Source organism: Actinospica durhamensis, from assembly GCF_018139695.1.
Taxonomy (GTDB): Bacteria; Actinomycetota; Actinomycetes; order Streptomycetales; family Catenulisporaceae; genus Actinospica; species Actinospica durhamensis.
The window spans coordinates 1-19,844 of the sequence record NZ_JAGSOG010000019.1 but is presented as its reverse complement, the minus strand read 5'-3'; the positions used below and the strand labels follow the sequence as shown (position 1 = coordinate 19,844).

The 19,844-nt window shown below is 71.3% G+C and carries 16 protein-coding genes; 10 read left to right on the top strand and 6 right to left on the bottom strand.

The genetic code is table 11. The annotated features are described in order from the left end of the window. The first annotated feature begins 19 nt into the window (after positions 1 to 19). On the top strand, positions 20 to 2,131 hold the full coding sequence (locus tag KDL01_RS06615; protein WP_212527450.1) for a beta-galactosidase: 2,112 nt from the start codon (positions 20 to 22) through the stop codon (positions 2,129 to 2,131). Between the two features lie 17 nt (positions 2,132 to 2,148). Here KDL01_RS06615 and KDL01_RS06610 read toward each other — a convergent pair whose 3' ends face one another. Further along, entirely contained in the window at positions 2,149 to 3,603 is a 1,455-nt protein-coding gene (locus KDL01_RS06610; RefSeq protein WP_212527449.1) for an MFS transporter, read from the bottom strand. A 181-nt stretch (positions 3,604 to 3,784) separates the two neighbouring features. Between KDL01_RS06610 and KDL01_RS06605 the strand changes: the two genes are divergently transcribed. Beyond that, positions 3,785 to 4,258, top strand: a complete 474-nt coding sequence (locus KDL01_RS06605; RefSeq protein WP_212527448.1) for a MarR family winged helix-turn-helix transcriptional regulator — start codon at positions 3,785 to 3,787, stop codon at positions 4,256 to 4,258. 122 nt (positions 4,259 to 4,380) lie between these two features. After that, positions 4,381 to 4,836 (top strand): hypothetical protein, encoded by a 456-nt coding sequence (locus KDL01_RS06600; RefSeq protein ID WP_212527447.1) that lies wholly within the window; start codon positions 4,381 to 4,383, stop codon positions 4,834 to 4,836. Here the strand turns inward: KDL01_RS06600 and KDL01_RS06595 are convergent. Then, positions 4,790 to 5,398, bottom strand: a complete 609-nt coding sequence (locus KDL01_RS06595; protein ID WP_212527446.1) for a TetR/AcrR family transcriptional regulator — start codon at positions 5,396 to 5,398, stop codon at positions 4,790 to 4,792. The two genes, KDL01_RS06600 and KDL01_RS06595, sit on opposite strands and share 47 nt — an antisense overlap. A gap of 108 nt (positions 5,399 to 5,506) precedes the next feature. Here KDL01_RS06595 and KDL01_RS06590 point away from each other — a divergent pair, with 108 nt between their 5' ends. The 5 genes from KDL01_RS06590 to KDL01_RS06570 all read left to right on the top strand — a co-directional run bounded on the left by KDL01_RS06590 (position 5,507) and on the right by KDL01_RS06570 (position 12,736). Further along, positions 5,507 to 6,340: an SDR family oxidoreductase gene (locus tag KDL01_RS06590; RefSeq protein ID WP_212527445.1), complete on the top strand. Its 834-nt coding sequence runs from the start codon at positions 5,507 to 5,509 to the stop codon at positions 6,338 to 6,340. 140 nt (positions 6,341 to 6,480) lie between these two features. Next, complete coding sequence (locus KDL01_RS06585) at positions 6,481 to 7,494, top strand: zinc-dependent alcohol dehydrogenase (RefSeq protein WP_212527444.1); 1,014 nt, start codon at positions 6,481 to 6,483, stop codon at positions 7,492 to 7,494. Positions 7,495 to 7,688: 194 nt separating this feature from the next. After that, positions 7,689 to 10,055 carry an FdhF/YdeP family oxidoreductase gene (locus KDL01_RS06580; protein WP_212527443.1) on the top strand — a complete coding sequence of 789 codons (2,367 nt, stop codon included), beginning with the start codon at positions 7,689 to 7,691 and terminating at the stop codon, positions 10,053 to 10,055. Continuing rightward, a complete protein-coding gene (locus tag KDL01_RS06575) occupies positions 10,052 to 11,464 on the top strand; it encodes a cytochrome ubiquinol oxidase subunit I (protein WP_212527442.1) in 1,413 nt (470 codons plus the stop codon). The genes KDL01_RS06580 and KDL01_RS06575 overlap by 4 nt, the downstream gene beginning before the upstream one ends. Positions 11,465 to 11,476: 12 nt before the next feature. Beyond that, entirely contained in the window at positions 11,477 to 12,736 is a 1,260-nt protein-coding gene (locus tag KDL01_RS06570; protein WP_212527441.1) for a cytochrome d ubiquinol oxidase subunit II, read from the top strand. 32 nt (positions 12,737 to 12,768) lie between these two features. On the opposite strand, the gene KDL01_RS06565 is transcribed toward KDL01_RS06570, so the two are convergent. Both KDL01_RS06565 and KDL01_RS06560 read right to left on the bottom strand, forming a co-directional pair. Beyond that, the gene (locus KDL01_RS06565) at positions 12,769 to 13,245 is read right to left on the bottom strand and encodes a heme-degrading domain-containing protein (protein ID WP_307846141.1); all 477 of its coding nucleotides are present in this window, start codon (positions 13,243 to 13,245) and stop codon (positions 12,769 to 12,771) included. Between the two features lie 81 nt (positions 13,246 to 13,326). Continuing rightward, complete coding sequence (locus KDL01_RS06560) at positions 13,327 to 15,681, bottom strand: arylsulfatase (RefSeq protein ID WP_212527440.1); 2,355 nt, start codon at positions 15,679 to 15,681, stop codon at positions 13,327 to 13,329. Between the two features lie 272 nt (positions 15,682 to 15,953). Between KDL01_RS06560 and KDL01_RS06555 the strand changes: the two genes are divergently transcribed. Together KDL01_RS06555 and KDL01_RS06550 are read left to right on the top strand one after the other, a co-directional pair. Beyond that, positions 15,954 to 16,850 carry a formylglycine-generating enzyme family protein gene (locus KDL01_RS06555; RefSeq protein WP_368861521.1) on the top strand — a complete coding sequence of 299 codons (897 nt, stop codon included), beginning with the start codon at positions 15,954 to 15,956 and terminating at the stop codon, positions 16,848 to 16,850. Positions 16,851 to 16,917: 67 nt separating this feature from the next. Then, the gene (locus KDL01_RS06550; RefSeq protein ID WP_212527438.1) at positions 16,918 to 17,859 is read left to right on the top strand and encodes an HAD family hydrolase; all 942 of its coding nucleotides are present in this window, start codon (positions 16,918 to 16,920) and stop codon (positions 17,857 to 17,859) included. 22 nt (positions 17,860 to 17,881) lie between these two features. Here KDL01_RS06550 and KDL01_RS06545 read toward each other — a convergent pair whose 3' ends face one another. Both KDL01_RS06545 and KDL01_RS06540 read right to left on the bottom strand, forming a co-directional pair. Further along, the gene (locus KDL01_RS06545) at positions 17,882 to 18,556 is read right to left on the bottom strand and encodes a hypothetical protein (RefSeq protein WP_212527437.1); all 675 of its coding nucleotides are present in this window, start codon (positions 18,554 to 18,556) and stop codon (positions 17,882 to 17,884) included. A 43-nt stretch (positions 18,557 to 18,599) separates the two neighbouring features. Continuing rightward, the coding region (locus KDL01_RS06540) for a Tim44 domain-containing protein (RefSeq protein WP_212527436.1) at positions 18,600 to 19,844 on the bottom strand (1,245 nt) is incomplete at its 5' end.

The window sequence follows — 19,844 nt, the reverse complement described above, 5'->3', positions numbered from 1 at the left end:
TCACGCTTCGGAGGCCCCCATGGCGGTACTGCCCGCCCGCGTCCTTTTCGGTGCCGCCTACTACCACGAGTACCAGCCGGCCGACCGGCTCAAGACGGACCTGGACCTGATGGCCGACGCCCGCTTCTCGGTCATCCGGGTCGGCGAGTCGGTCTGGTCCACCTGGGAGCCGGAGAACGGCCGGTTCGACCTGGAGTGGCTCCAGCCGGTACTCGACGGCGCGCACGAGCGCGGCATATCCGTCGTCCTCGGCACCCCGACCTACGCGGTCCCGCCGTGGCTCGCCCGCCAGTATCCCGAGATCACCGGCGAGCGCGCCACCGGGCAGCGCATCGGCTGGGGCGCGCGGCAGGAGGTGGACTTCACCCATCCGGGCTTCCGCTTCCACGCCGAGCGGGTGATCCGTCGGATCCTCACCCGCTACGCCGCGCACCCGGCCGTCATCGGCTTCCAGGTCGACAACGAGCCCGGCCTCGAACTGCTGCACAACCACGGCGTCTTCCAGCGCTTCGTCGACCATCTGCGCGCCGAGTACGGGGACGTGGAGACGCTCAACCGGGAGTGGGGCCTGGTCTACTGGTCGCACCGGCTCTCGACCTGGGCCGACCTGTGGACGCCCGACGGCAACGCGCAGCCGCAGTACGACGTGGCCTGGCGCGCCTTCCAGGCCAGGCAGACCACCGAGTTCATCGCCTGGCAGGCCGAGATCGTGCGCGAGTACGCCCGCCCGGAGCAGTTCGTCACCACCTGCATCTCCTACACCCGCCCCGCGGTCGAGGACGACGAACTGACCGACAGCCTGGACATCGCCTCCGGCAACCCGTACTACGACATGCAGGACGCGCTGGCGCTGCCCGACGAGCGCGAGGAACGCCAGTTCTGGAAGACCAACGGCGTGTGGGCGCTGTACGAGACTGCGGACTGGATGTTCTCCTCGCTCCAGGCCCCGTTCCTGATCACCGAGACCAACGCGCAGTCCATCGGCACGCCCTGGGACAACCGTCCGGCCTACGACGGCCAGTGGCGCCAGGCGGCCTGGGCGCTGGTCGGCCGCGGCGCCCGGATGATCGAGTACTGGCAGTGGCAGACGCTGCACTTCGGCGCGGAGACCTACTGGGGCGGAGTCCTGCCGCACAGTGGCAGGCCCGGCCGCGCGTACGCCGAACTCGCCCGGCTCGGCTCCGAGTTCGAGACCGCCGGCCCGCTCGTCGCAGGGCTCGAACCGGACGCGGACCTCGCGTTCGTCTACTCGACCCCCAGCAAATGGCTGATGCAGAAGTACCCGCCGCTCGCCCTGCCGGACGGCAGCCCGGACCCGGACGCCTACCACGCGATCTTCGACTCCTTCTACCGCGGCGCGTTCGAGGCCGGCCGCCAGGCCCGGATCATCCACGTCCGGCAGCTGCACGACCCCAGCGGCCGGCGCCCCGGACTCACGCCCGAGGAGGCGGCCGAGCGCCACCGCGTCATGGTCGTCCCCGGCCTCTACCTCGCCGAGGACTCCACTCTCGACTGGCTCGCGGCCTACGCGCAGGCCGGCGGACACCTCGTGCTCGGCCCGCGCACCGCGTACGCCGACCACGAGGGCCGGGCCCGCAACGAGCCGGCGCCCGCGCGCCTGTCCGCGGCCGCGGGCGTGAGCTACGAGGAGTTCAGCAACCTCGCAGCCCCCTTACCCCTGCGTGCGGCGGCGGGCTGTCCGTTCGAGCTGCCGCGCGACGCGGTCGCCACCCGGTGGGCCGAGGCGCTGACCGCGACCGACGCCGAGATCCTGGTCTCGTATCAGCACAGGCACTTCGGGCTCTGGCCCGCGGTGACCACCCGGCGGCACGGGCAAGGCCAGGTCACGTACGTCGGGACGGTTCCCGGCCGCGGCCTGGCGCGCACGCTGGTCCAGTGGCTCACGCCCACGCCGGTGGCGGGCTGGCGCGACCTGCCCGCCTCGGCCACGGCCACCACCGGCACCGCCCAGGACGGCCGGCGTGTGCACATCCTGCACAACTGGAGCTTCGACCCGGCCCGGGTCCTCGCCCCGGAGGCGCTGACCGACGTGCTCACCGGCGCCGCGATCGCCGCGGACGCCCCGATCCGGCTCGGCGCGTGGGATGTGCGTGTCCTGGCTTCGGCGTGAGTCCGGGCCGGTGACCGTCAGGCGTCGACGGCTTCCCGTTCGCCCTCCGGGATCGAGAGCTCCGAGCGGTCCTCGCGCAGGTTCGGGATGAGGCCGGCCAGGGCCGCGGCGAGCACGGCGACGCCGCCCCCGATGAGCAGGCCGGTCCGGAAACCGCCCTCGGAGGTGACGGCGGCTCCGCCGAGATCGGTGGTCATCTGGGCGAGCACCACGCCGACGATGGCGGAGCCGATCGAGGTGCCCAGGGCGCGCATCAGGGTGTTGAAGGAGTTGGCCGCGGCGGTCTCGGACAGCGGGACCGAGCCCATGATCAGGGCCGGCATGGCGCCGTAGGCGAGTCCGGTGCCGGCGTTGATGACCATGATCGAGGCCATGATGCCCCAGGCGTGGCTCATCAGGCCGAGCGAGAGCGCGTAGCCGCAGGCCTGCACCAGGACACCGCAGATCAGGGTGAACTTCGGGCCGCGGGCGTTGGTGAGCTTGCCGCCGAGCGGCGAGATCAGCATCATCATGACGCCGCCGGGGGCCATCCACAGGCCGGTGGCCAGCAGGGACTGACCCAGTCCGTAGCCGCTGGCCACCGGGAACTGCAGCAGCTGAGGCATGATCAGCGAGCTGGAGTACATGCCGATGCCGACGAAGATCGACGCGACGTTGGTGGTGAGCACCCGCGGGCGGGCGGTGGTGCGCAGGTCCACCAGCGGCGCGGAGTTGCGCAGCTCCCACAGGCCCCAGCCGAGCAGCAGCACCACGGCGGCGACGAACAGGCCGAGCGTGGTGCCGGAGGTCCAGCCCCACTCGGCGCCCTTGCTCACCGGCAGCAGGAAGCAGACCAGGCCCGCGCCCAGGCCCAGGCCGCCGAGCAGGTCGAACCGCTGGCGTATGCCGGTGTCGCCGGGGGCGTGCGGGATCAGGATGCCGACCAGGGCGCCGATGATCAGGGCCAGTACGGCCGAGCCCCAGAACAGCACGCGCCAGTCGGCGTACTGGGCCACGGCGGCCGAGATGGGCAGGCCGAGCGCGCCGCCGATTCCCATCGAGGCGCTGACCAGGGCGATGGAGCTGGAGAGCTTTTCGGCGGGCACGACGTCGCGCAGCAGCGAGACGCCGAGCGGGACCATGCCCATCCCCATGCCCTGCAGGCCGCGGCCGACGATCATCGGCAGCACGGACGAGGACAGGGCGCACACGACCGAGCCGGCCAGCAGCGGGACCACGCAGATGAGCAGCATCCGGCGCTTGCCGAACATGTCGCCGAGGCGCCCGGAGATCGGGGTGCACACGGCGGAGGCCAGCAGGGTCGCGGTGATGACCCAGGTGGCGTTGGCGGAGGTGGTGTGCAGCATCTTCGGCAGATCGCCGATGAGCGGGGTGACCAGGGTCTGCATGACGGCCGCCACCGTGCCCGCGAAGGCGAGCGTGGCGATGACGGCGGTGGACCGGGCCGGGGGTGAGGCGGCGGTGAGGGACATGGGCGGGCTCCTCGGCGATGGCTTCTGTGCGCGCTGACTTCTTCTCGCGGTGGCGACTACTTATGTACTATACACATCTGCTGCACTATGCATAAAACATGGCGTGTGCATAAGCTCCGCGGCGGACGTCCACCGCGCCGGGATGGTGGAATGGGTCCCGAGCGAAGGAAGGCGGCGGATCATGGCCAGGGCCACGGGCGAGGTCGAGTTCGAGCAGATGGTGCTGAGCCGGTTCGGCCTGGCCTCGCACGGGCGCGTGCAGGGCCGGCTGCTGGAGAAGAGCGCCTACATCCTGCTCAGCCGGATCAGCCTGCAGGGGCCGATGTCGATCGGGGAGATCAGCGAGGCCTTCGACCTCGACACCTCCACCGTCAACCGGCAGACCGGCGCCGCCATGAAGGCCGGCCTGGTCGAGCGCATCGCCGACCCGGCGGGCGGGATGGCCCGCAAGTTCCGCATCACCGAGCTCGGCCAGCAGCACCTGGACCAGGACCGCGACTTCAACGTCCGCGCCCTCGACGCCGTCATGGCCGACTGGCCCGAAGCCGACATCGCCCAGTTCGCCCTGCTGCTGCGCCGGTTCAACTCCGGCATCGAGCGGCTCGGCAGCCAGCCGTGGCCGCGGACCGACGGCCCCGACGCCTCGAAGGTGTAGCGCGCTCCACCCCGGATCGGGGAGCCAGGGTCACTGCGGTCGTGCCGGGTGCCGGGGCAGGCTGGATACATCCAGCCATCCAGCCCGTCGTGGTGCCGAGGAGGACGACAACAGTGCTGAGGATGAGAGCGGAACAGGCCGAACGAGCCGAGCGGCTCAGGTCGGAACGGTCGGGCAAGGCGGTGCTCTGGCTCGCCCTGGTCGTGGGGATCGTGGCGGGCTGGGCCGGCGGCCACCTCTATACCGGCCTGCTCGGCGACGCCGTCGCCTGCGTCGGGACGGCATTGTCGGTGACGGCGGGCGCGCAGATCTCCAAGCTGCCGCGAATCGCCGTGCTGATCACGAAGACCCCGGTGCTGTGCCTCATGCTCCCGGCCGACCTCGCCATGGCCACGGTCAACGGCTTCTCGCACCACGGTCTGAGCAGCGTCCTGGCGACCTCGACCGACGTGATGGCCTCCGGCGGTGGAGCGCGCACGCTGCTCTCCCGCGGACCGCTGGTTTCGGCGCTCGCCCGGGGCGCGCGGGGCATTACCGGCCAGGCGGGGCGCTTCCGCGCAGAACGAGCTCGACCGTAGGTTCCACCCACTGCCCGGGATCCCCGGACCTGCCGGTGAGCAGCCGGTACAGGACCGTGCCGATCAGCGCGTCGGCGATCGCGTCCAAGGCCACGTCTTCGCGCAACTGCCCCGACTTGACCGCCACCTCAAGGCGGTGCACGACGGCGAGGTGCTGGGTGCGGGTGAACGCCTCCTGCAGCGTGTCGGCGTCCTCCGGGCTGGCCGCCGACGCGGCGGCGAGCGCGAGCACCAACGGGCCGGTGCGCGGGTCGGCGGCGACCTGGGCGCAGGTGTGGAGCCAGGCGGCCAGATCGCGCCCGATGTCGCCGCTGTCCACGGGCCCGTCCGGCGCTCCGGCCACCGCCTGCGTGTACGCGTGCAGCATCGTCTCCCCGACCAGCTGAGCCTTGGACGGCCAGCGCCGGTACACGGTCGGCTTGCCCACCCCCGCACGCGCCGCGACGTGCTCCATGGTCAGACGTCCGTAGCCGTCCTCCAGCAGCACCTCCCGGGCCGCGGTGAGGATCGCCAGGTCCGTCTCCCGGGTTCGGGGCCGGCCACGCCGTCGCTCCTCGGTCATGGCGCCATCCTACGGACGCGCCCGGGCGGTGGGCCGGTGCCTTCCCTCGGCGGTCCTCGTCGGAGTAGATTTAGAAACGTTCCGTAACGTAATTAGTTGGAGGTACTGATGGACTCCCAGGTCCTGGTGGTCATCGGCGTCGGAGGCATGGGGCAGGCCGTCGCCCGAAGGCTGGGGTCGGGTCGCAAGGTGCTGATCGCCGACTTCAACGAGACCATCCTGAAGTCGTTCGCCGAGGAGCTGCGCGAGAACGGCCACGACGTCGCCACCCGGCAGGTGGACGTCTCCTCCCGCGCCTCGGTCGCCGAGCTCGCGGACCACGCCGCCGAGCTGGGCCGGGTCACCCACGTGGTGCACACCGCCGGCCTCTCTCCGGTCCAGGCGCCCGCCGAAGCCGTGCTGAAGGTGGACCTGGTGGGCACCGCGCTGGTGCTGGACGAGTTCGCCCGCGTGATAGCCCCGGGCGGCTCCGGTGTGATGATCTCGAGTATGTCCGCCTACCTGCACCCGGGCGCCCTGACCCCGGAGCAGACGCGGGAACTCGCCCACACCCCGGCCGAGCAGCTGCTCGAGCTCCCGTATGTCGACGCCGCGACACTGGGTCGGCTCGCCTACAGTTTCGCCAAGCAGGCCAACCAGATCCGGGTGCGTGAGGCCAGCGTCGCCTGGGGCCGGCGCGGCGCCCGGGTCAACTCCGTCAGCCCCGGAGTGATCTCCACCGCGATGGGCCGTCAGGAGCTGGAGGGCGAGAGCGGGGCGTCGATGCGCGCGATGGTCGCCGCCTCCGGCACCGGCCGGCTGGGCACGCCCGAGGACATCGCGGCGGCCGCCGCCTTCCTGCTCGGCCCGGACGCCTCCTTCGTCACCGGCACCGACCTGCTGGTGGACGGCGGCGTCATCGCGGCCGTGCGCAGCGGGCACCTCCAGCTCGGCCGCGGCTGACCCGGCGGTCTCACACAGTCAGCGGTCTCACACAGCCGGCGGCCTCATCCAGCCGGCGGCCTCATACGGCAGAGGTCTTTCACACTCGTCACCCGATCAGCCCGCTGCGGCGCCGCCGCAGCGGTCAGGACAGGAGAATCATGCGTATGGTGATGGTCACCGGAGTCGACCAGGTTTCCTTCGTGGAGGAGGCCGAGCCCGTCTGCGGGCCCCGCGACATCCTGGTCAAGGTCAAGGCCTGCGGCATCTGCGGGTCAGACTCCTTCTACGCCCACGTGGGCGGCATCCCCCCGCGCCAGGGCCACACCCCGCTCGGCCACGAGGCCGCCGGGATCGTCACCGAGGTGGGCGCGGACGTGGCCGGCCTGCGCGTCGGCGACCACGTCGTGGTCAATCCGCTCGGCGACCCGCAGGGACGCATCGGCAACGGCGGCCCGACCGGCGCGCTGACCGACCTGCTGCGGATCAGCGACGCAAAGCTCGGCGTCTCGGTCGCGGTCATCCCGGCGGACCTGCCGTTCGAGGTGGCCGCGCTCAACGAGCCGATGGCCGTGGCCTACCACGGCGTCAACCGCACCGAGCCCAAGCCCGGCGACAAGGTCGTCGTGTTCGGCGCCGGACCCATCGGCCTTGGCGCGGTGATCGGCTACAAGAGCAAGGGCGTCGGCCACGTGGTCGTCGTCGACATCATCGCGTCCCGCCTGGACAAGGCCCTGCTCGTCGGCGCCGACGCGGTGATCGACAGCTCGAAGGAGGACGTCGCCGCCCGGCTGCTGGAACTGCACGGCCCCGGCGCCGACGCGGTCGGCAAGCCCCGGGTCGGCACCGACGTCTATTTCGACGCCGCCGGGGTCCCGGCCGTCCTGGAGACCGCCCTGGCCTGCGCGAAGCACCTCGCCACGATCGGCGTCGTGGCCGTGCACAAGAAGCCGGTCCCGGTCGACTTCGGCGCCGTGCTCGCGGCCGAGGTCACCATCGTCACCGCCATGGGCTACCCGGACGAGATCTTCCAGGTCACCGAGTCGATCATCGCCGACCGGGACGAGTACGCCCATATCATCAGCCACCGCTTCCCCTTCGACGACGCGCTCGAGGCGCTCGAGACCGCGGCCACGCCCGGTGCGGCCGACAAGGTCGTGGTCACCTTCGACTGAGGCGGACCCGCCCCGTCTCGGTCATCCGAACGGCCCCGCCGCCGGGTACGCCCGGCGGCGTCGCGTGCACCGGTCACCGCGAAATGCCACATTGGGAGGTACGCAGCTGCACGTCGCGGCGGTGATGACAGAGCCATGCCGCCGCGACGGGCCGTTCCGAACGGACCCGATCTGGCACGGCGGAGGGCGAAGTCATGGACCCGACGGAAACCGAGGGACGTCCCGGCGACGACCTGGGCCGCGGGGCGCCGGGGGTCGCCGCGCGCGGCCGCGGGCCGAACCGCCCTGGCGACATCTCCCAGGAGGACGACGAGGCGCCCTCGGCCGGCTGGGGCGCGGCCCGCAGCGTGACGCGGGTGGTGGCCAAAACGCACGAACCGGTGCGCGGCCCGCTCTCGATCCTCAAGATGAACCACGAGAACGGCGGCTTCGACTGTCCCGGCTGCGCCTGGCCGGACGACATCAAGGGCCTGCATCTGGACATCTGCGAGAACGGCATCAAGCACGTCACCTGGGAGATGACCCCGAAGAAGACGAATCGGGAGTTCTTCGCCGCGCACACCGTCACCGAGCTCTCGGGCTGGCCCGACTACGCGCTCGAGAAGCAAGGTCGGCTGAGCGAGCCGATGGTCTATGACGAGACGTCGGACAAGTACGTCCCGATCTCCTGGCCGGACGCGTTCGCGCTGGTCGGCCGGACGCTGCGGGGACTCGAGCACCCCGACCAGGCCGCGTTCTACACCTCGGGCCGGCTCAACAACGAGGCGACGTTCCTCTACCAGCTGTGGGCGCGCGAGTTCGGCACCAACAACCTGCCGGACTGCTCGAACATGTGCCACGAGGCTACCGGCCGCGCCCTGCAGGCCTCGCTCGGCACCGGCAAGGGCACCTGCGACATCCGCGACTGGGACGCGGCGGACCTGCTGATCATCATGGGCGTGAACGCGGCCTCCAACGCCCCGCGCATGCTCACCACGCTGGCCAAGGCGCAGCGGCGCGGCGCCCAGATCGTCCACGTCAACCCCCTGATCGAGGCCGCCGCCCGGCGCACCATCGTGCCGCACGAGTTCGCCGCGATGGCCACGTTCCACGCCACCTCCACCGGGACCATGTCCGTGCAGGTCGGCGTCGGCGGCGACCTGGCCCTGCTGCGCGGGGTCGCGAAGGCGGTGCTGGAGCGGGCCGAGCGGGATCCGGCCGTGCTCGACGCCGAGTTCATCGAGCGGCACACCTCGGGGTTCGAGTCCTACCGCGACCTGGTCCGGGCGACCGACTGGGCCGAACTGGTGCGCCAGTCCGGGGTCGCCGAGGAGCGGATCCGCGAGCTGGCCGAGCGCTACCTGGCGGCCGGGCGCACCGTCGTGTCCTGGTGCCTCGGCGTCACCCAGCAGGACCACGGGGTCGACACCGTCCGCGAGATCGTCAACCTTCTGATGCTGCGGGGGAACCTCGGCCGGGAGGGCGCCGGGCCCTCGCCGGTGCGCGGCCACAGCAACGTCCAGGGCAACCGCACCTGCGGCATCGACCACCGCCCGGCGCCCGGGTTCCTCGACGCGCTCGACGAGGTCTGCGGCATCCGCTCGCCGCGTGAGCACGGGCTCGACACCGTCGCCGTGATCAAGGCGATGCGCGAGGGGCGGGTGAAGGTGTTCGTCGCGATGGGCGGCAACTTCGTGCTCGCGGCCCCCGACACCGACGTGACCACCGCCGCGTTGCGCGGCACCGAACTGACCGTGCAGACGAGCACGAAGCTCAACCGCAGCCACCTCGTGCACGGCCGCGCCGCGCTCATCCTGCCGTGCCTCGGCCGCACCGAGCGGGACGTGCAGGCCTCGGGGGAGCAGGGCGTGAGCGTCGAGGACGCGATGAGCGAGGTGCACATCTCCGTCGGCATGCGCAACGCGAAGTCCCCGGACCTCAAGTCCGAGTGCGCGATCGTGGCCGGGATGGCGCGGGCGACGCTGCCGGAGTCCAAGACGCCGTGGGAGTGGTACGTCGAGGACTACGACCGGATCCGCGACACGATGGCCCGGGTGCTGCCGGGGTTCGAGGACTTCAACCGCCGGGTGCGCGAGCCGCTCGGCTTCCGCATCACCCAGCCCGCCCGGGTGCGCGAGTTCCACACCGAGAGCGGCCGCGCCGAGTTCTGCTCGAGCGAGCTTCCGGACGTGACCCCGCCCGAGGGCATGCTCGTGCTGTCCACGATGCGTTCGCACGACCAGTGGAACACCACCGTCTACTCGGACAACGACCGCTACCGCGGGGTCAAGAACCTGCGCACCCTGCTGCTGATGAACCGCATGGACATGGACGCGCGGGGCCTGGCCGAGTTCGCCCTGATCGACATCACCAGCCACGCCCGCGACGGCAGCACCCGCTCGGTCCACGGCTACCGGGTGATCGAGTACGACATCCCGCCCGGCAGCGTGGCCGGCTACATGCCCGAACTCAACATCCTGTGCGGCCTCGACGACTACAGCAGGCAGAGCGACCAGCCGCTGATGAAGCATCAGCTGGTCACGGTCACCACGTCCCAGGCCGCACCGGAGCGCACGCCTTGACCTTCAGCCTCGCCACGTCCCCGCCGCTGCCGCCGGTCATGCAGGCCTACCTGCTCCAGGCCCGGCAGATGCAGGCCATGTCCTTCATGGTGCACATCCCGCTGGTCTGCTTCGGCATCGCCTTCCCGGCGCTGGTGGCCTTCGTCGAGTGGCGCTACCTGCGCACCGGAGACGTGCTCTACCGCACCCTCGCCCGCCGCTGGACCCGCGTCATGGTCACCCTGTTCGCCGCGGGCGTGGTCACCGGCACGGTGCTCAGCTTCGAGATGGGGCTGCTGTGGCCCGCGTTCACCGGGACCTTCGGCAGCGTGTTCGGGCTCGGATTCGCCATCGAGGGATTCTCCTTCTTCCTTGAGGCGATCTTCCTCGGCATCTACGTGTACGGCTGGGACCGGCTCTCCCCGCGGGTGCACTTCCTGTGCGCGCTGCCCATCGTGGTCGCCGGCATCATCGGCTCCTTCATGGTCATGTCGATCAACGGCTGGATGAACCATCCGCAGGGCTTCACCGTCGACGCCCAGGGCCACGTCACCGACGTGCGCCCGCTGCTGGCCCTGTACGGCAACACGTACTTCTGGCACGAGCTGGTGCACATGTACCTGGCCGGCAACATGGTCACCGGCTTCCTGGTCGCCGGCGCCTACGCGGTCGGCCGGCTGCGCGGACGCTGGGGCCGCTACGAGCGCACCGCCCTGACCGTGCCGCTGAGCGCGGCCGCGCTGGCCGCCCCGATGCAGGTCGTCGTCGGGGACTGGGCCGCGCGCCAGGTCGCCACCCAACAGCCCGTCAAACTCGCCGCGATCGAAGGGCTCGGCCAGAGCACGAACGGCGCCTCCGAGCACCTGCTCGGCTATTACACCGACGGGCACGTCGAGTACGGAATCGCCATTCCGCACCTGCTCTCGCTGCTCGCGTTCCACAGCTGGAACGCGACGGTGCAGGGCCTGGACATCGTGCCCGCCGCGGACCAGCCGCCGGTCAACCTGGTGCGCTTCTCCTTCCAGATCATGGTCGGCGTCGGCACGCTGCTCGCGCTGCTCGCCGTCGTCTACTTCCTCACCCTCTGGCGCCACCGCCGGCTGCCGCTCACCCGCTGGTTCTACCGCGCCCTCGCCGTCGCCGGGCCGCTGTCCTACCTGGCGCTGATCGGCGGCTGGGTCACCACCGAGGTGGGCCGCCAGCCCTGGGTCGTGTACATGGTGATGCGCACCGACGCCGCGGTCACCGGCGCCGGCTCCATCCCGATCGGCTACGGCCTGCTCGCCGCCGCCTACGCGGTCCTGATCGTCAGCACCCTGTGGGCCTTGCACCGGCTCGCCAAGATCCCCATGCCGGCCGACGGACCCCCGCGCCCGACGGTGTACCCGGTGGACGGCGGCGAGCAGGGCCCGCTGCCCGTGACGAGCTGAGGCGGAGCCCCGATGATCCTCGATCTGACCCCGCTGGCGATCGCGCTCGTCGGCCTGGTGCTCTACACCGTGCTGGGCGGGGCCGACTTCGGCGCCGGGTTCTGGCAGCTGCTGGCCGGCTTCGGCGCGTACGGCCGCGAACTGCGCGACCACGCCCACCGCGCCATCGCCCCGGTGTGGGAGGCCAACCACGTCTGGCTCATCCTGGTGATCACGGTGCTGTGGACCGGATATCCGGTCTTCTTCGGCTCGGTCTTCTCCAGCCTCGCCGTGCCGCTGTTCCTCGCCCTGCTCGGCATCATCCTGCGCGGCCTGTGCTACGCCCTGCACAACGCCACCGACCTCCCGCGCGAGCGGCGGGTGATCGACACCGCCTTCGCCGTCTCCTCGGTGCTGACCCCGTTCATGCTCGGCACCTGCATCGGCGCCATCGCCTCCGGCCGGGTCCCGGTCGGCAACGCCCTCGGCGCCCCGTACAGCAGCTGGACCAACGCCCTCTCGCTGCTGAGCGGGGCGATCGCGGTCAGCACCGGGGCGTTCCTGGCCGCCGTCTACCTGGCCGCCGACGCCCGCAGGTTCCCCGCCGCAGGACTCGGCGACGCCTTCCGCAGCCGCGCGCTCGGGGCCGGCGCGGCCACCGGCGTCCTCGCCCTGGCGGCGCTCGCCGTCTCCCACCACGACGCGCCGCACCTCTACCAGGGCCTGACCAGGGGGCTCGGCCTGGCCGCGGTGATCGTCTCCGCGGCGGCGGGCCTGCTCAGCATGGCCCTGGTCCGCTCCCGCCGCTACTCCGTCGCCCGCCTCGCCGCCGCGATCGCCGTGGCCGCCCTCCTCGGCGGCTGGGCCGCGGCGCAACGCCCGGACCTGCTGCCGGGCCTGTCCGTGCGCACCGCGGCGGCCGACAACACCACCCTGGTCGCCCTCATCGTCGCGATCGCCATCGGGGCCGTGATCCTCTTCCCCAGCCTAGCCCTGCTCTTCCGCCTCAGCCTCGCCGGCCGCCTCGACGCCGACCGTCGCGGGCCGGTACTCGAACGCCCCGAGCGCGGCGACGCCCTACGCCCCGCCTGGGCGGCCCGCGGCGCCCTGGCCTGCTTCGTCGCCGGCTGCGTCCTCCTGGTCTTCGCCGACGACGACGCAGGCCACGTAGTCGGCGTCCTCGCCTTCGCCCTGACCGCCGTACTCGGTTTCACCGCGATCGGCCCCGACCAACTCGCTGCCCAAGAACCCCACGTGCACGTGGAGCCGCCCCCGGACGGCCCCCGGTTCTAAGGCCCCGCGCCTCTGACCGGCGTCGCCCGGCCTCAGACGGCCAGGTGGCGTTCGAGTGCTGCGATGACGAGGGCGTGGTCTTCGGCCTGGGGCAGGCCGGAGACGGCGACGGTGCCGACGACGCCGACGTCCAGGACGGTGATGGGGAACGCGCCGCCGTGTGCGGCGTAGGTGTCCGGGTCAAGGCGGGAGGAGTCCTCGAAGGTGCGGCCCTTGGCTGCGGCGCGCAGGCCGACCAGGAAGGAGGAGTTGCCGAAGCGGTCGACGGTGCGGGTCTTGCGGGCGATCCAGGCGTCGTTGTCGGCGCTGGTGCCGGGCAGGGCGTAGTGGAAAAGCTGCTGGCCGTTGCGGCGGATGTCCACGGTCACCGCGGCGGACCGCTCCCGGGCCAGCTCGACCAGGGCGAGGCCGAGCCGCCACGCGTCGTCGTTGTCGAAGCGGGGCAGTACCAGGCGGCGCTCCTGCTCCTCGATCCGGGCGATCAGGTCGGCGATCTCGTTCGGCTCCACGCGGCACTCTCCTCGGACGGCGGCGGTACGCGCAATCACCCTACCCGCCGGTACGTCGCGGCTGTGGGCGGCGCCCGAGCTCTACTCGCGCATCAGCATGAGGGCGGCCTCGCGCTCGAGGTCGAGGTACGGCTTGCCGCTGACGTTCACGTTGACCTGGTGCAGGGTGCCGCCGGTGAACCGGTACGGGGCCGGGCCGGGGAAGTCGTCGGTGACCGGCTCGCCGCCGTGGCGGCCGATGTAGAGGCTTGCTCCGGCGATGGCGAAGGCGCCGAGCTGGGTCTTGATCTGAGCCGTGCCGACGGCCTGGTCGCCGTGGTAGATCGTCAGCGTTCCGGTGGCGGCGTCCGGCTGCATCCCCTGCTTGTCGAAGGACGCGGACAGGATCGTGTTCGGGCCCGTCGGGATGTCCCGGTCGCCGACGATCTTCTGCTCGACGATCCCGACGAAGTTGTTGACGTAGTGCAGGCGCCGGTCCTTGACGTAGAGGGCGTGGCCCCCGAAGCGCGAGCCCATGGCGAACAGCACGCCTTCGGCTTCGGGGCCGTCGACGTCGACGAGGGCGCCGAGGCTGAAGGAGCGGTTGCGGGTGTTGACCGCCTGCCATTCGGACACCGGCGCGGCGCCGGGGAAGTACACGTACTTGTTCCGGACCTCGGACAGCTGGGGCCGCGGGGTGCCGAGGATCTCCACCGGCGAGCGGTCGTCGAGCGGGAACGCCTGGTTGGCGCCGGCCTCCCTGAACCACAGGTTGACCAGCTCGCGCAGCTTGTCGGGGTGCCGCGCGGCCAGGTCGCTCACCTCGCTGCGGTCAACGTCGGTGTGGTAGAGCTGCCACTCGTCGTCGTTGAAGTGGCCCCAGCCGGAGACCGCGGGGTGGGTGGTGACCGCCTTCCAGCCCTTGTGCCAGACCGAGCGCGAACCCAGCATGCTGTAGAACTGCGTCGTGCGCGGGGAGTCGGCCGCCGGATCGCCGAGGCCGGGGGCCATGCTCACGCCGTCGAACGGGCTCTGCACGTGCCCCTTGATCGTCGCCGGGGCGTCCACGCCGAGCAGGTCGAGCAGCGTGGGCACGAGGTCGACCGCGTGGTGGTAGTGCTCGCGGACCTCGCCGCGGGCCGGGGCGCCCTTGGGCCAGGAGATGATGCACGGGTCGCTGGTCCCGCCGTTGAACTCGTAGCGCTTCCACATCTTGAACGGCGTGTTGAACGCCATCGCCCAGCCGTTGGGGTAGTGGTTGTACGTCTTCGGACCGCCGAGGTCGTCGAGCCTGGCGAGGTTCTCGCTCATGTCGTCGGCGACGCCGTTGGCGAACTTCATCTCGTTGACCGAGCCGTTGGGCCCGCCCTCGCCGCTGGCGCCGTTGTCGGAGACGAGCACGACGACGGTGTTCTCCAGTTGGTCGGTCTCCTCGAGATAGTCCAGCAGCCGCCCGATGTGGTGGTCGGCGTGGGCCAGGAACCCGGCGTAGACCTCGGCCATCCGGGCGAACAGGCGCCGCTCCTCGGCGCTCAGCTCGGCCCACGGACGGGTGTAGTCCAGCTCGGGGAAGGGCAGGCCGTCCGGCCCGGTGCGGTCCGCCGGGGTGCCGATCGGGTTGACCGGGGGCAGCTTGGTGTCCGGCGGCACGATGCCCATCTGCTTCTGCCGGGCCAGGATCTTCTCCCGGATGGCCTCGTAGCCCAGGTCGAAGCGGCCCTTGAACTTCTCGATCCACTCCTTGGGCGCGTGGTGCGGGGCGTGGCAGGCGCCGGGGGCGTAGTAGAGGAAGAAGGGCTTGTCCGGCGCGATGGCCTTGCCGTCCTTGATGAACTCCAGCGCCTTGTCGGTGATGTCGTCGGTGAGGTGGTAGCCCTGCGCCGGCGTACGCGGCTGGTCGACCGGGTGGTTGTCGTGGATCAGGTCGGGATACCACTGGTTGGTCTCCGCGCCGAGGAACCCGTAGGAGCGCTCGAAGCCGCGGCCGCTGGGCCAGTTGCGGCGGGTGGCGGCCAGGTTCATCTCGTCGGTCGGGCACAGGTGCCACTTGCCGACCATGTACGTGTTCCAGCCGCGCTCGGCCAGGATCTCGGAGAGCATCCCGTTCTCCGGCGGGATGGTGCCGCTGGCGTTGGGGAACCCGATCGCGGCCTCGGTGATGCACGCCATGCTGTTGCGGGTGTGGTTGCGCCCGGTCAGCAGGCAGGAGCGGGTGGGGGAGCACAGCGAGGTGGTGTGCCACTGGGTGTAGCGCACGCCCGCCGCCGCGATGCGCTCGATGTTCGGGGTCTCGACGGGGCCGCCGTAGCAGGAGAGCGCGGCGAATCCGACGTCGTCGAGCACGATGTAGAGCACGTTCGGGGCGCCGGGCGCGGCCCGGGGCGGCTCGAACGGCGCCCAGTCCGGCTTCGAGTCGCGGATGTCGATGTCGATGACGCCCTTGAACGGCACGGCCATGGATCTCTCGCTCTCTCGACAAGCCACGGGCTCCCGGGGGATCTTCTCGGATCCTGACACGCCGTCCGTCGGCCCGCCCGGCGAGCGGCACCGGCCGAATGGACGGGTGTGCGCTATCCGAGTGCCCTCGCGTCCGGCGTGGCGCCGTGCTTGTCGCCGCCCGCTGCGGCGATCATGAGGAGATGCTCGACCCCTGTGCGCCGCCCGCGCCCGCCGCCGCGGGCCGCGGCGAACGGACCAAGGGCACTGAGGGCGCCCGGGATACGAAGGACATGGTGTGGATCCCGGCCGGACGCTTCCTGATGGGCAGCGACGCGTTCTACCCGGAGGAGCGTCCGGAGCGTGAGGCGCGGGTCGAGGGGTTCTTCATCGACACGACCCCGGTCACCGTCGCCGCGTTCCGCCGGTTCGTCAAAGCCACCGGCCACACCACCATGGCCGAGCGGGCCCCGGACCCGGCCGCCTACCCCGACGCAGACCCGGCGCTGCTGGTGCCCGGGTCGCTGGTGTTCACGCCGACCCCGGGCCCGGTCGCACTGGACGACTTCCGGCAGTGGTGGCGCTACCAGCCCGGCGCGAACTGGCGTCACACCGAGGGGCCGGGCAGCACGCTGCACGGACGTGAGCGCCACCCCGTCACCCACATCGCCTATTCGGATGCCCGCGCGTACGCGGCCTGGGCGGGCAAGCAGCTGCCGACCGAAGCCGAGTGGGAGTACGCCGCGCGCGGCGGGCTGCGCGGGGCGACCTACGCGTGGGGCGACGAACCGACCGTCGGCGGCCGACGGATGGCCAACACCTTCCAGGGCCGATTCCCCTGGCAGGCCGACACGAGGTCCGGGCGGCCCGGCACCACCCCGGCCGGGAGCTACCCGCCCAACGGCTACGGCCTGCTGGACATGATCGGCAACGTGTGGGAGTGGACCGCCGATCCGTATCCGACCGGCCAAGACGCCCCGCCGGCGCCGGTGTCAGGCTGCTGCGGTACGGCGGAGTCGCCGGCCGACGCCCTCGCCCAGCGGGTGATCAAGGGCGGTTCGCACCTGTGCGCCCCGGAGTACTGCCTGCGCTACCGTCCCGCCGCCCGCCAGGGCGAGAGCGAGGACACCTCCACCTGCCACCTCGGATTCCGCTGCGTCGTCCGCACCGATCCCGACGCAGGCGTCTGACCTCAGCTGGCGATCCGATCGGCCCGCACGCCGCGCGGCGGTGCGCACCCGCAGGTAGCGTCCAGACATGAGCGTGCACCCCGATCTGCCCTCGTGGAACGACACGCCGACCCGGCAGGCGATCATCGGGTTCGTCCATGCCGCCACCGACGAGCACGGGCCCGCGTTCGTGCCGCCTGCCGAACGCGTCGCGGTGTTCGACAACGACGGCACCCTGTGGAGCGAGAAGCCCATCCCGGTCCAGTTGGACTTCACCCTCTCCCGGCTGGCCCGACTCGCCGAGCACGATCCGGCGCTGGCCGCGCGCGAGCCCTACCGCGCGGCGATCGAACGCGACTACCGGTGGCTCGGCCAAGCGCTCGTCAAGCACTACCACGGCGACGAGTCGGACCTGAAGGTCCTGATGCGCGCGGTCGAAACGGCCTTCAAGAACCAGGGGGTGGAGGAGTTCGCCGCCGAGGTCTCCGGGTGGCTGCGCGACGCCGTCCACCCGGTGCTCAAGCGCCCTTATCTCTCCTGCGGCTACGCGCCGATGACCGATTTGCTGCGCTACCTGGAAGCCAAGGGCTTCACCACCTACATCGCCTCGGGCGGCGACCGCGACTTCATGCGCCCGTTCGCCGAGCGCATATACGGCGTGCCGCCCGAACGTGTCATCGGCAGTGCGCTCGGCCTCGACTTCGACGATCAAGCCGAGGACACCCGCCTCATCTACAAGTCCCACACCGAGTTCTTCGACGACGGTCCGCAGAAACCCGTCCGCATCTGGAGCCGCACCGGTCGCAGACCCCTAGTGGCGTGCGGCAACGCCAACGGCGACATCCCCATGCTGCGATTCGCGCGCACCGGCGAACGCACCGGCCTTCGCCTGCTGATCCTGCACGACGACGGCGAGCGCGAGTTCGCCTACACCGCCGGCGCCGAAGACGCCCTCGCGCGGGCGCAGACCCACGGGTGGACCGTGGTCAGCATGAAGGACGACTGGGCAAGCGTCTACGGCGACCGGTGAGCGAAAGCCGCCCCGGGCTCCGTCAGGGCAGCGGTTGTGGGAGATACGCGGCGAATCGGCTTGCGACCTCGTCGGCCACGGCTTCGGCGTCGCGGGAGCCGTCGACCTCCAGCACGCGCACGCCGTGTGCCAGAGCCGTACGTACCGCGTGGTCGGCGAGCAGGCGATCGCGTGCGATGCGGTTGGCCTGGGCCAGCGCGGGGTCGCTCACGTCGGCACTCACCGCCCCGGCACGTGGCAGGGTACGGATCTGGTGCTGCCGGAACTCCTCGGTGGGCACCATGACGATCATGCGGTCCGGTGCGTCGAGCAGCGGCGCGAGCGCCTCCGGCCGCAGACCGTAGCCCTCGGCCAGCACCGGGTGCGGGCTCATCAGCGCACGCAGATCGTCGAAGACGAATTCCAGCCGCTCGGCGAAGCCGACGAGGCAGTCCTCGGCCAGCGCGTCCGGCGTCGAGCCGATCCAGTCAGGGCCCGGAACCTCGGCATAGGGCAGTCCGCTGCGGGCTCTACGCGCGACGCGGCGCTCCAGGTGGCCTCGGGCGTCGTGGTAGTCGTAGTGATATGCCGTCAGGCCGTGTCGCGCGGCGAGGATCCGCGCGACGGTGGATTTGCCGGCCCACTGCGCGCCGCCGATCCACAGCGCGGCGTGCAGCGTGCCGAACGGGTCCCACGCGAAGTCCGCGGCATCGGTCACGGCTGGAGCATGCCCACGTCGTTCCCGGGCCGGCAAGCCCGGATCAATGGAAGTTCACCCCGGAATCAGGGTACTGAGCGCCTCCGGCGATCACCGTCCACCCCTTCGCCGTCGACTCCTCCAGCCGCAGGTCGAAGGCGAAGCGGACCGGCCGGCGCTTGTGCGCGTCGCCGCGCAGGACCTCTTCGGTCCGGCGGTCGACCTCGTAGTAGACGCCCTCGGCGCCGACCGCGACCCGGAAGACGATCGGTTCGCGCGAGATCAGCGAGCTCACCTCGATCGACTGGACGACGGCCTCGCGCATGACGGTGCGGTTGACCGTGCGCACGGACGTGAAGTCGAGGCTGCCGTCGTTCATGGCCCATTCCTCGAGGAACTGCTCCACGGCGACCTCGAGCACCGACTTGTCGAAGCGGCCGTCGACGAGGCTGATGTCGACGGCGGCGGCGTCGGCGTCGGTGCTCCAGGAGATGCCGGTGAGCGAGAGGATGTCGCTCACGCCCGGGACCGAGCTCTGCTCGGCCACCTCGAGCACGGCGTCACGACCGACCGCCTTCTGGTCCCAGCCGTCGGTCTCGATGGCGGAGGTGAGGTGATGCGCGCCCTCGGCCGCCTGCTCGATCGAGACCGTGATCCACTCTCCGGCCTCGTTCTTACGCAATGTCCAGTACTCGACCGGTCGCGTGGAGTCGTCCTTGCGCACGGCCCGCGCGCCGATCGCGCGACGTACGTAGTCGTTCAGCGTCGCGGTGATGCGGAACGTGACGGTGTCGTTGACCTCGCCCTCGCGGTTCGCGACGTCGACGAACTCGACGGTCGGGCCGGAGAGGATCTCCACGACGTTGACCTCACCGCGCGACGCGTAGTCGTCCAGTTCGTCGGCCCATTTGCGCAAGAGCACCGGGGACATGATCTGCTGCAAGGTGGCGAGATCGCGGTTGGTCCAGGCCTGTTGGGCGGTCACGTACAGCCAGGTCGCCCGCTGCTTGAGCGCATCCGGATCGAAGGTCGGATCCGTCTCGGCGAGCCGGGCGATCTGCGCTTCGACCTGGGCGGCCCGTGCGCGCGCCTGCGCGTCCGAGAAGTGGGCCGTGCGGTCCGACGTCGTGTTCAGGCCCCGCGACTTCGTGGCCTTGCGCACCTTGTAGGCGATGTACAGGAAGAACGCGATGATCACCACGGCCACCAGCGCGCCGATGAGGCCGCCGCCGCTGCCGCCGTGACCGCCGGTGACCCCGTGCACGACACCGCCGATGCCACCGACGCCGCCACCGCCGCCCCCGTGGCC

Coding starts and splice junctions, on each gene's coding strand:
- KDL01_RS06615 (WP_212527450.1), top strand. CDS start 20: ATGGCGGTACTGCCCGCCCGCGTCCTTTTCGGTGCCGCCTACTACCAC.
- KDL01_RS06610 (WP_212527449.1), bottom strand. CDS start 3,603: ATGTCCCTCACCGCCGCCTCACCCCCGGCCCGGTCCACCGCCGTCATC.
- KDL01_RS06605 (WP_212527448.1), top strand. CDS start 3,785: ATGGCCAGGGCCACGGGCGAGGTCGAGTTCGAGCAGATGGTGCTGAGC.
- KDL01_RS06600 (WP_212527447.1), top strand. CDS start 4,381: ATGAGAGCGGAACAGGCCGAACGAGCCGAGCGGCTCAGGTCGGAACGG.
- KDL01_RS06595 (WP_212527446.1), bottom strand. CDS start 5,398: ATGACCGAGGAGCGACGGCGTGGCCGGCCCCGAACCCGGGAGACGGAC.
- KDL01_RS06590 (WP_212527445.1), top strand. CDS start 5,507: ATGGACTCCCAGGTCCTGGTGGTCATCGGCGTCGGAGGCATGGGGCAG.
- KDL01_RS06585 (WP_212527444.1), top strand. CDS start 6,481: ATGCGTATGGTGATGGTCACCGGAGTCGACCAGGTTTCCTTCGTGGAG.
- KDL01_RS06580 (WP_212527443.1), top strand. CDS start 7,689: ATGGACCCGACGGAAACCGAGGGACGTCCCGGCGACGACCTGGGCCGC.
- KDL01_RS06570 (WP_212527441.1), top strand. CDS start 11,477: ATGATCCTCGATCTGACCCCGCTGGCGATCGCGCTCGTCGGCCTGGTG.
- KDL01_RS06560 (WP_212527440.1), bottom strand. CDS start 15,681: ATGGCCGTGCCGTTCAAGGGCGTCATCGACATCGACATCCGCGACTCG.
- KDL01_RS06555 (WP_368861521.1), top strand. CDS start 15,954: ATGGTGTGGATCCCGGCCGGACGCTTCCTGATGGGCAGCGACGCGTTC.
- KDL01_RS06550 (WP_212527438.1), top strand. CDS start 16,918: ATGAGCGTGCACCCCGATCTGCCCTCGTGGAACGACACGCCGACCCGG.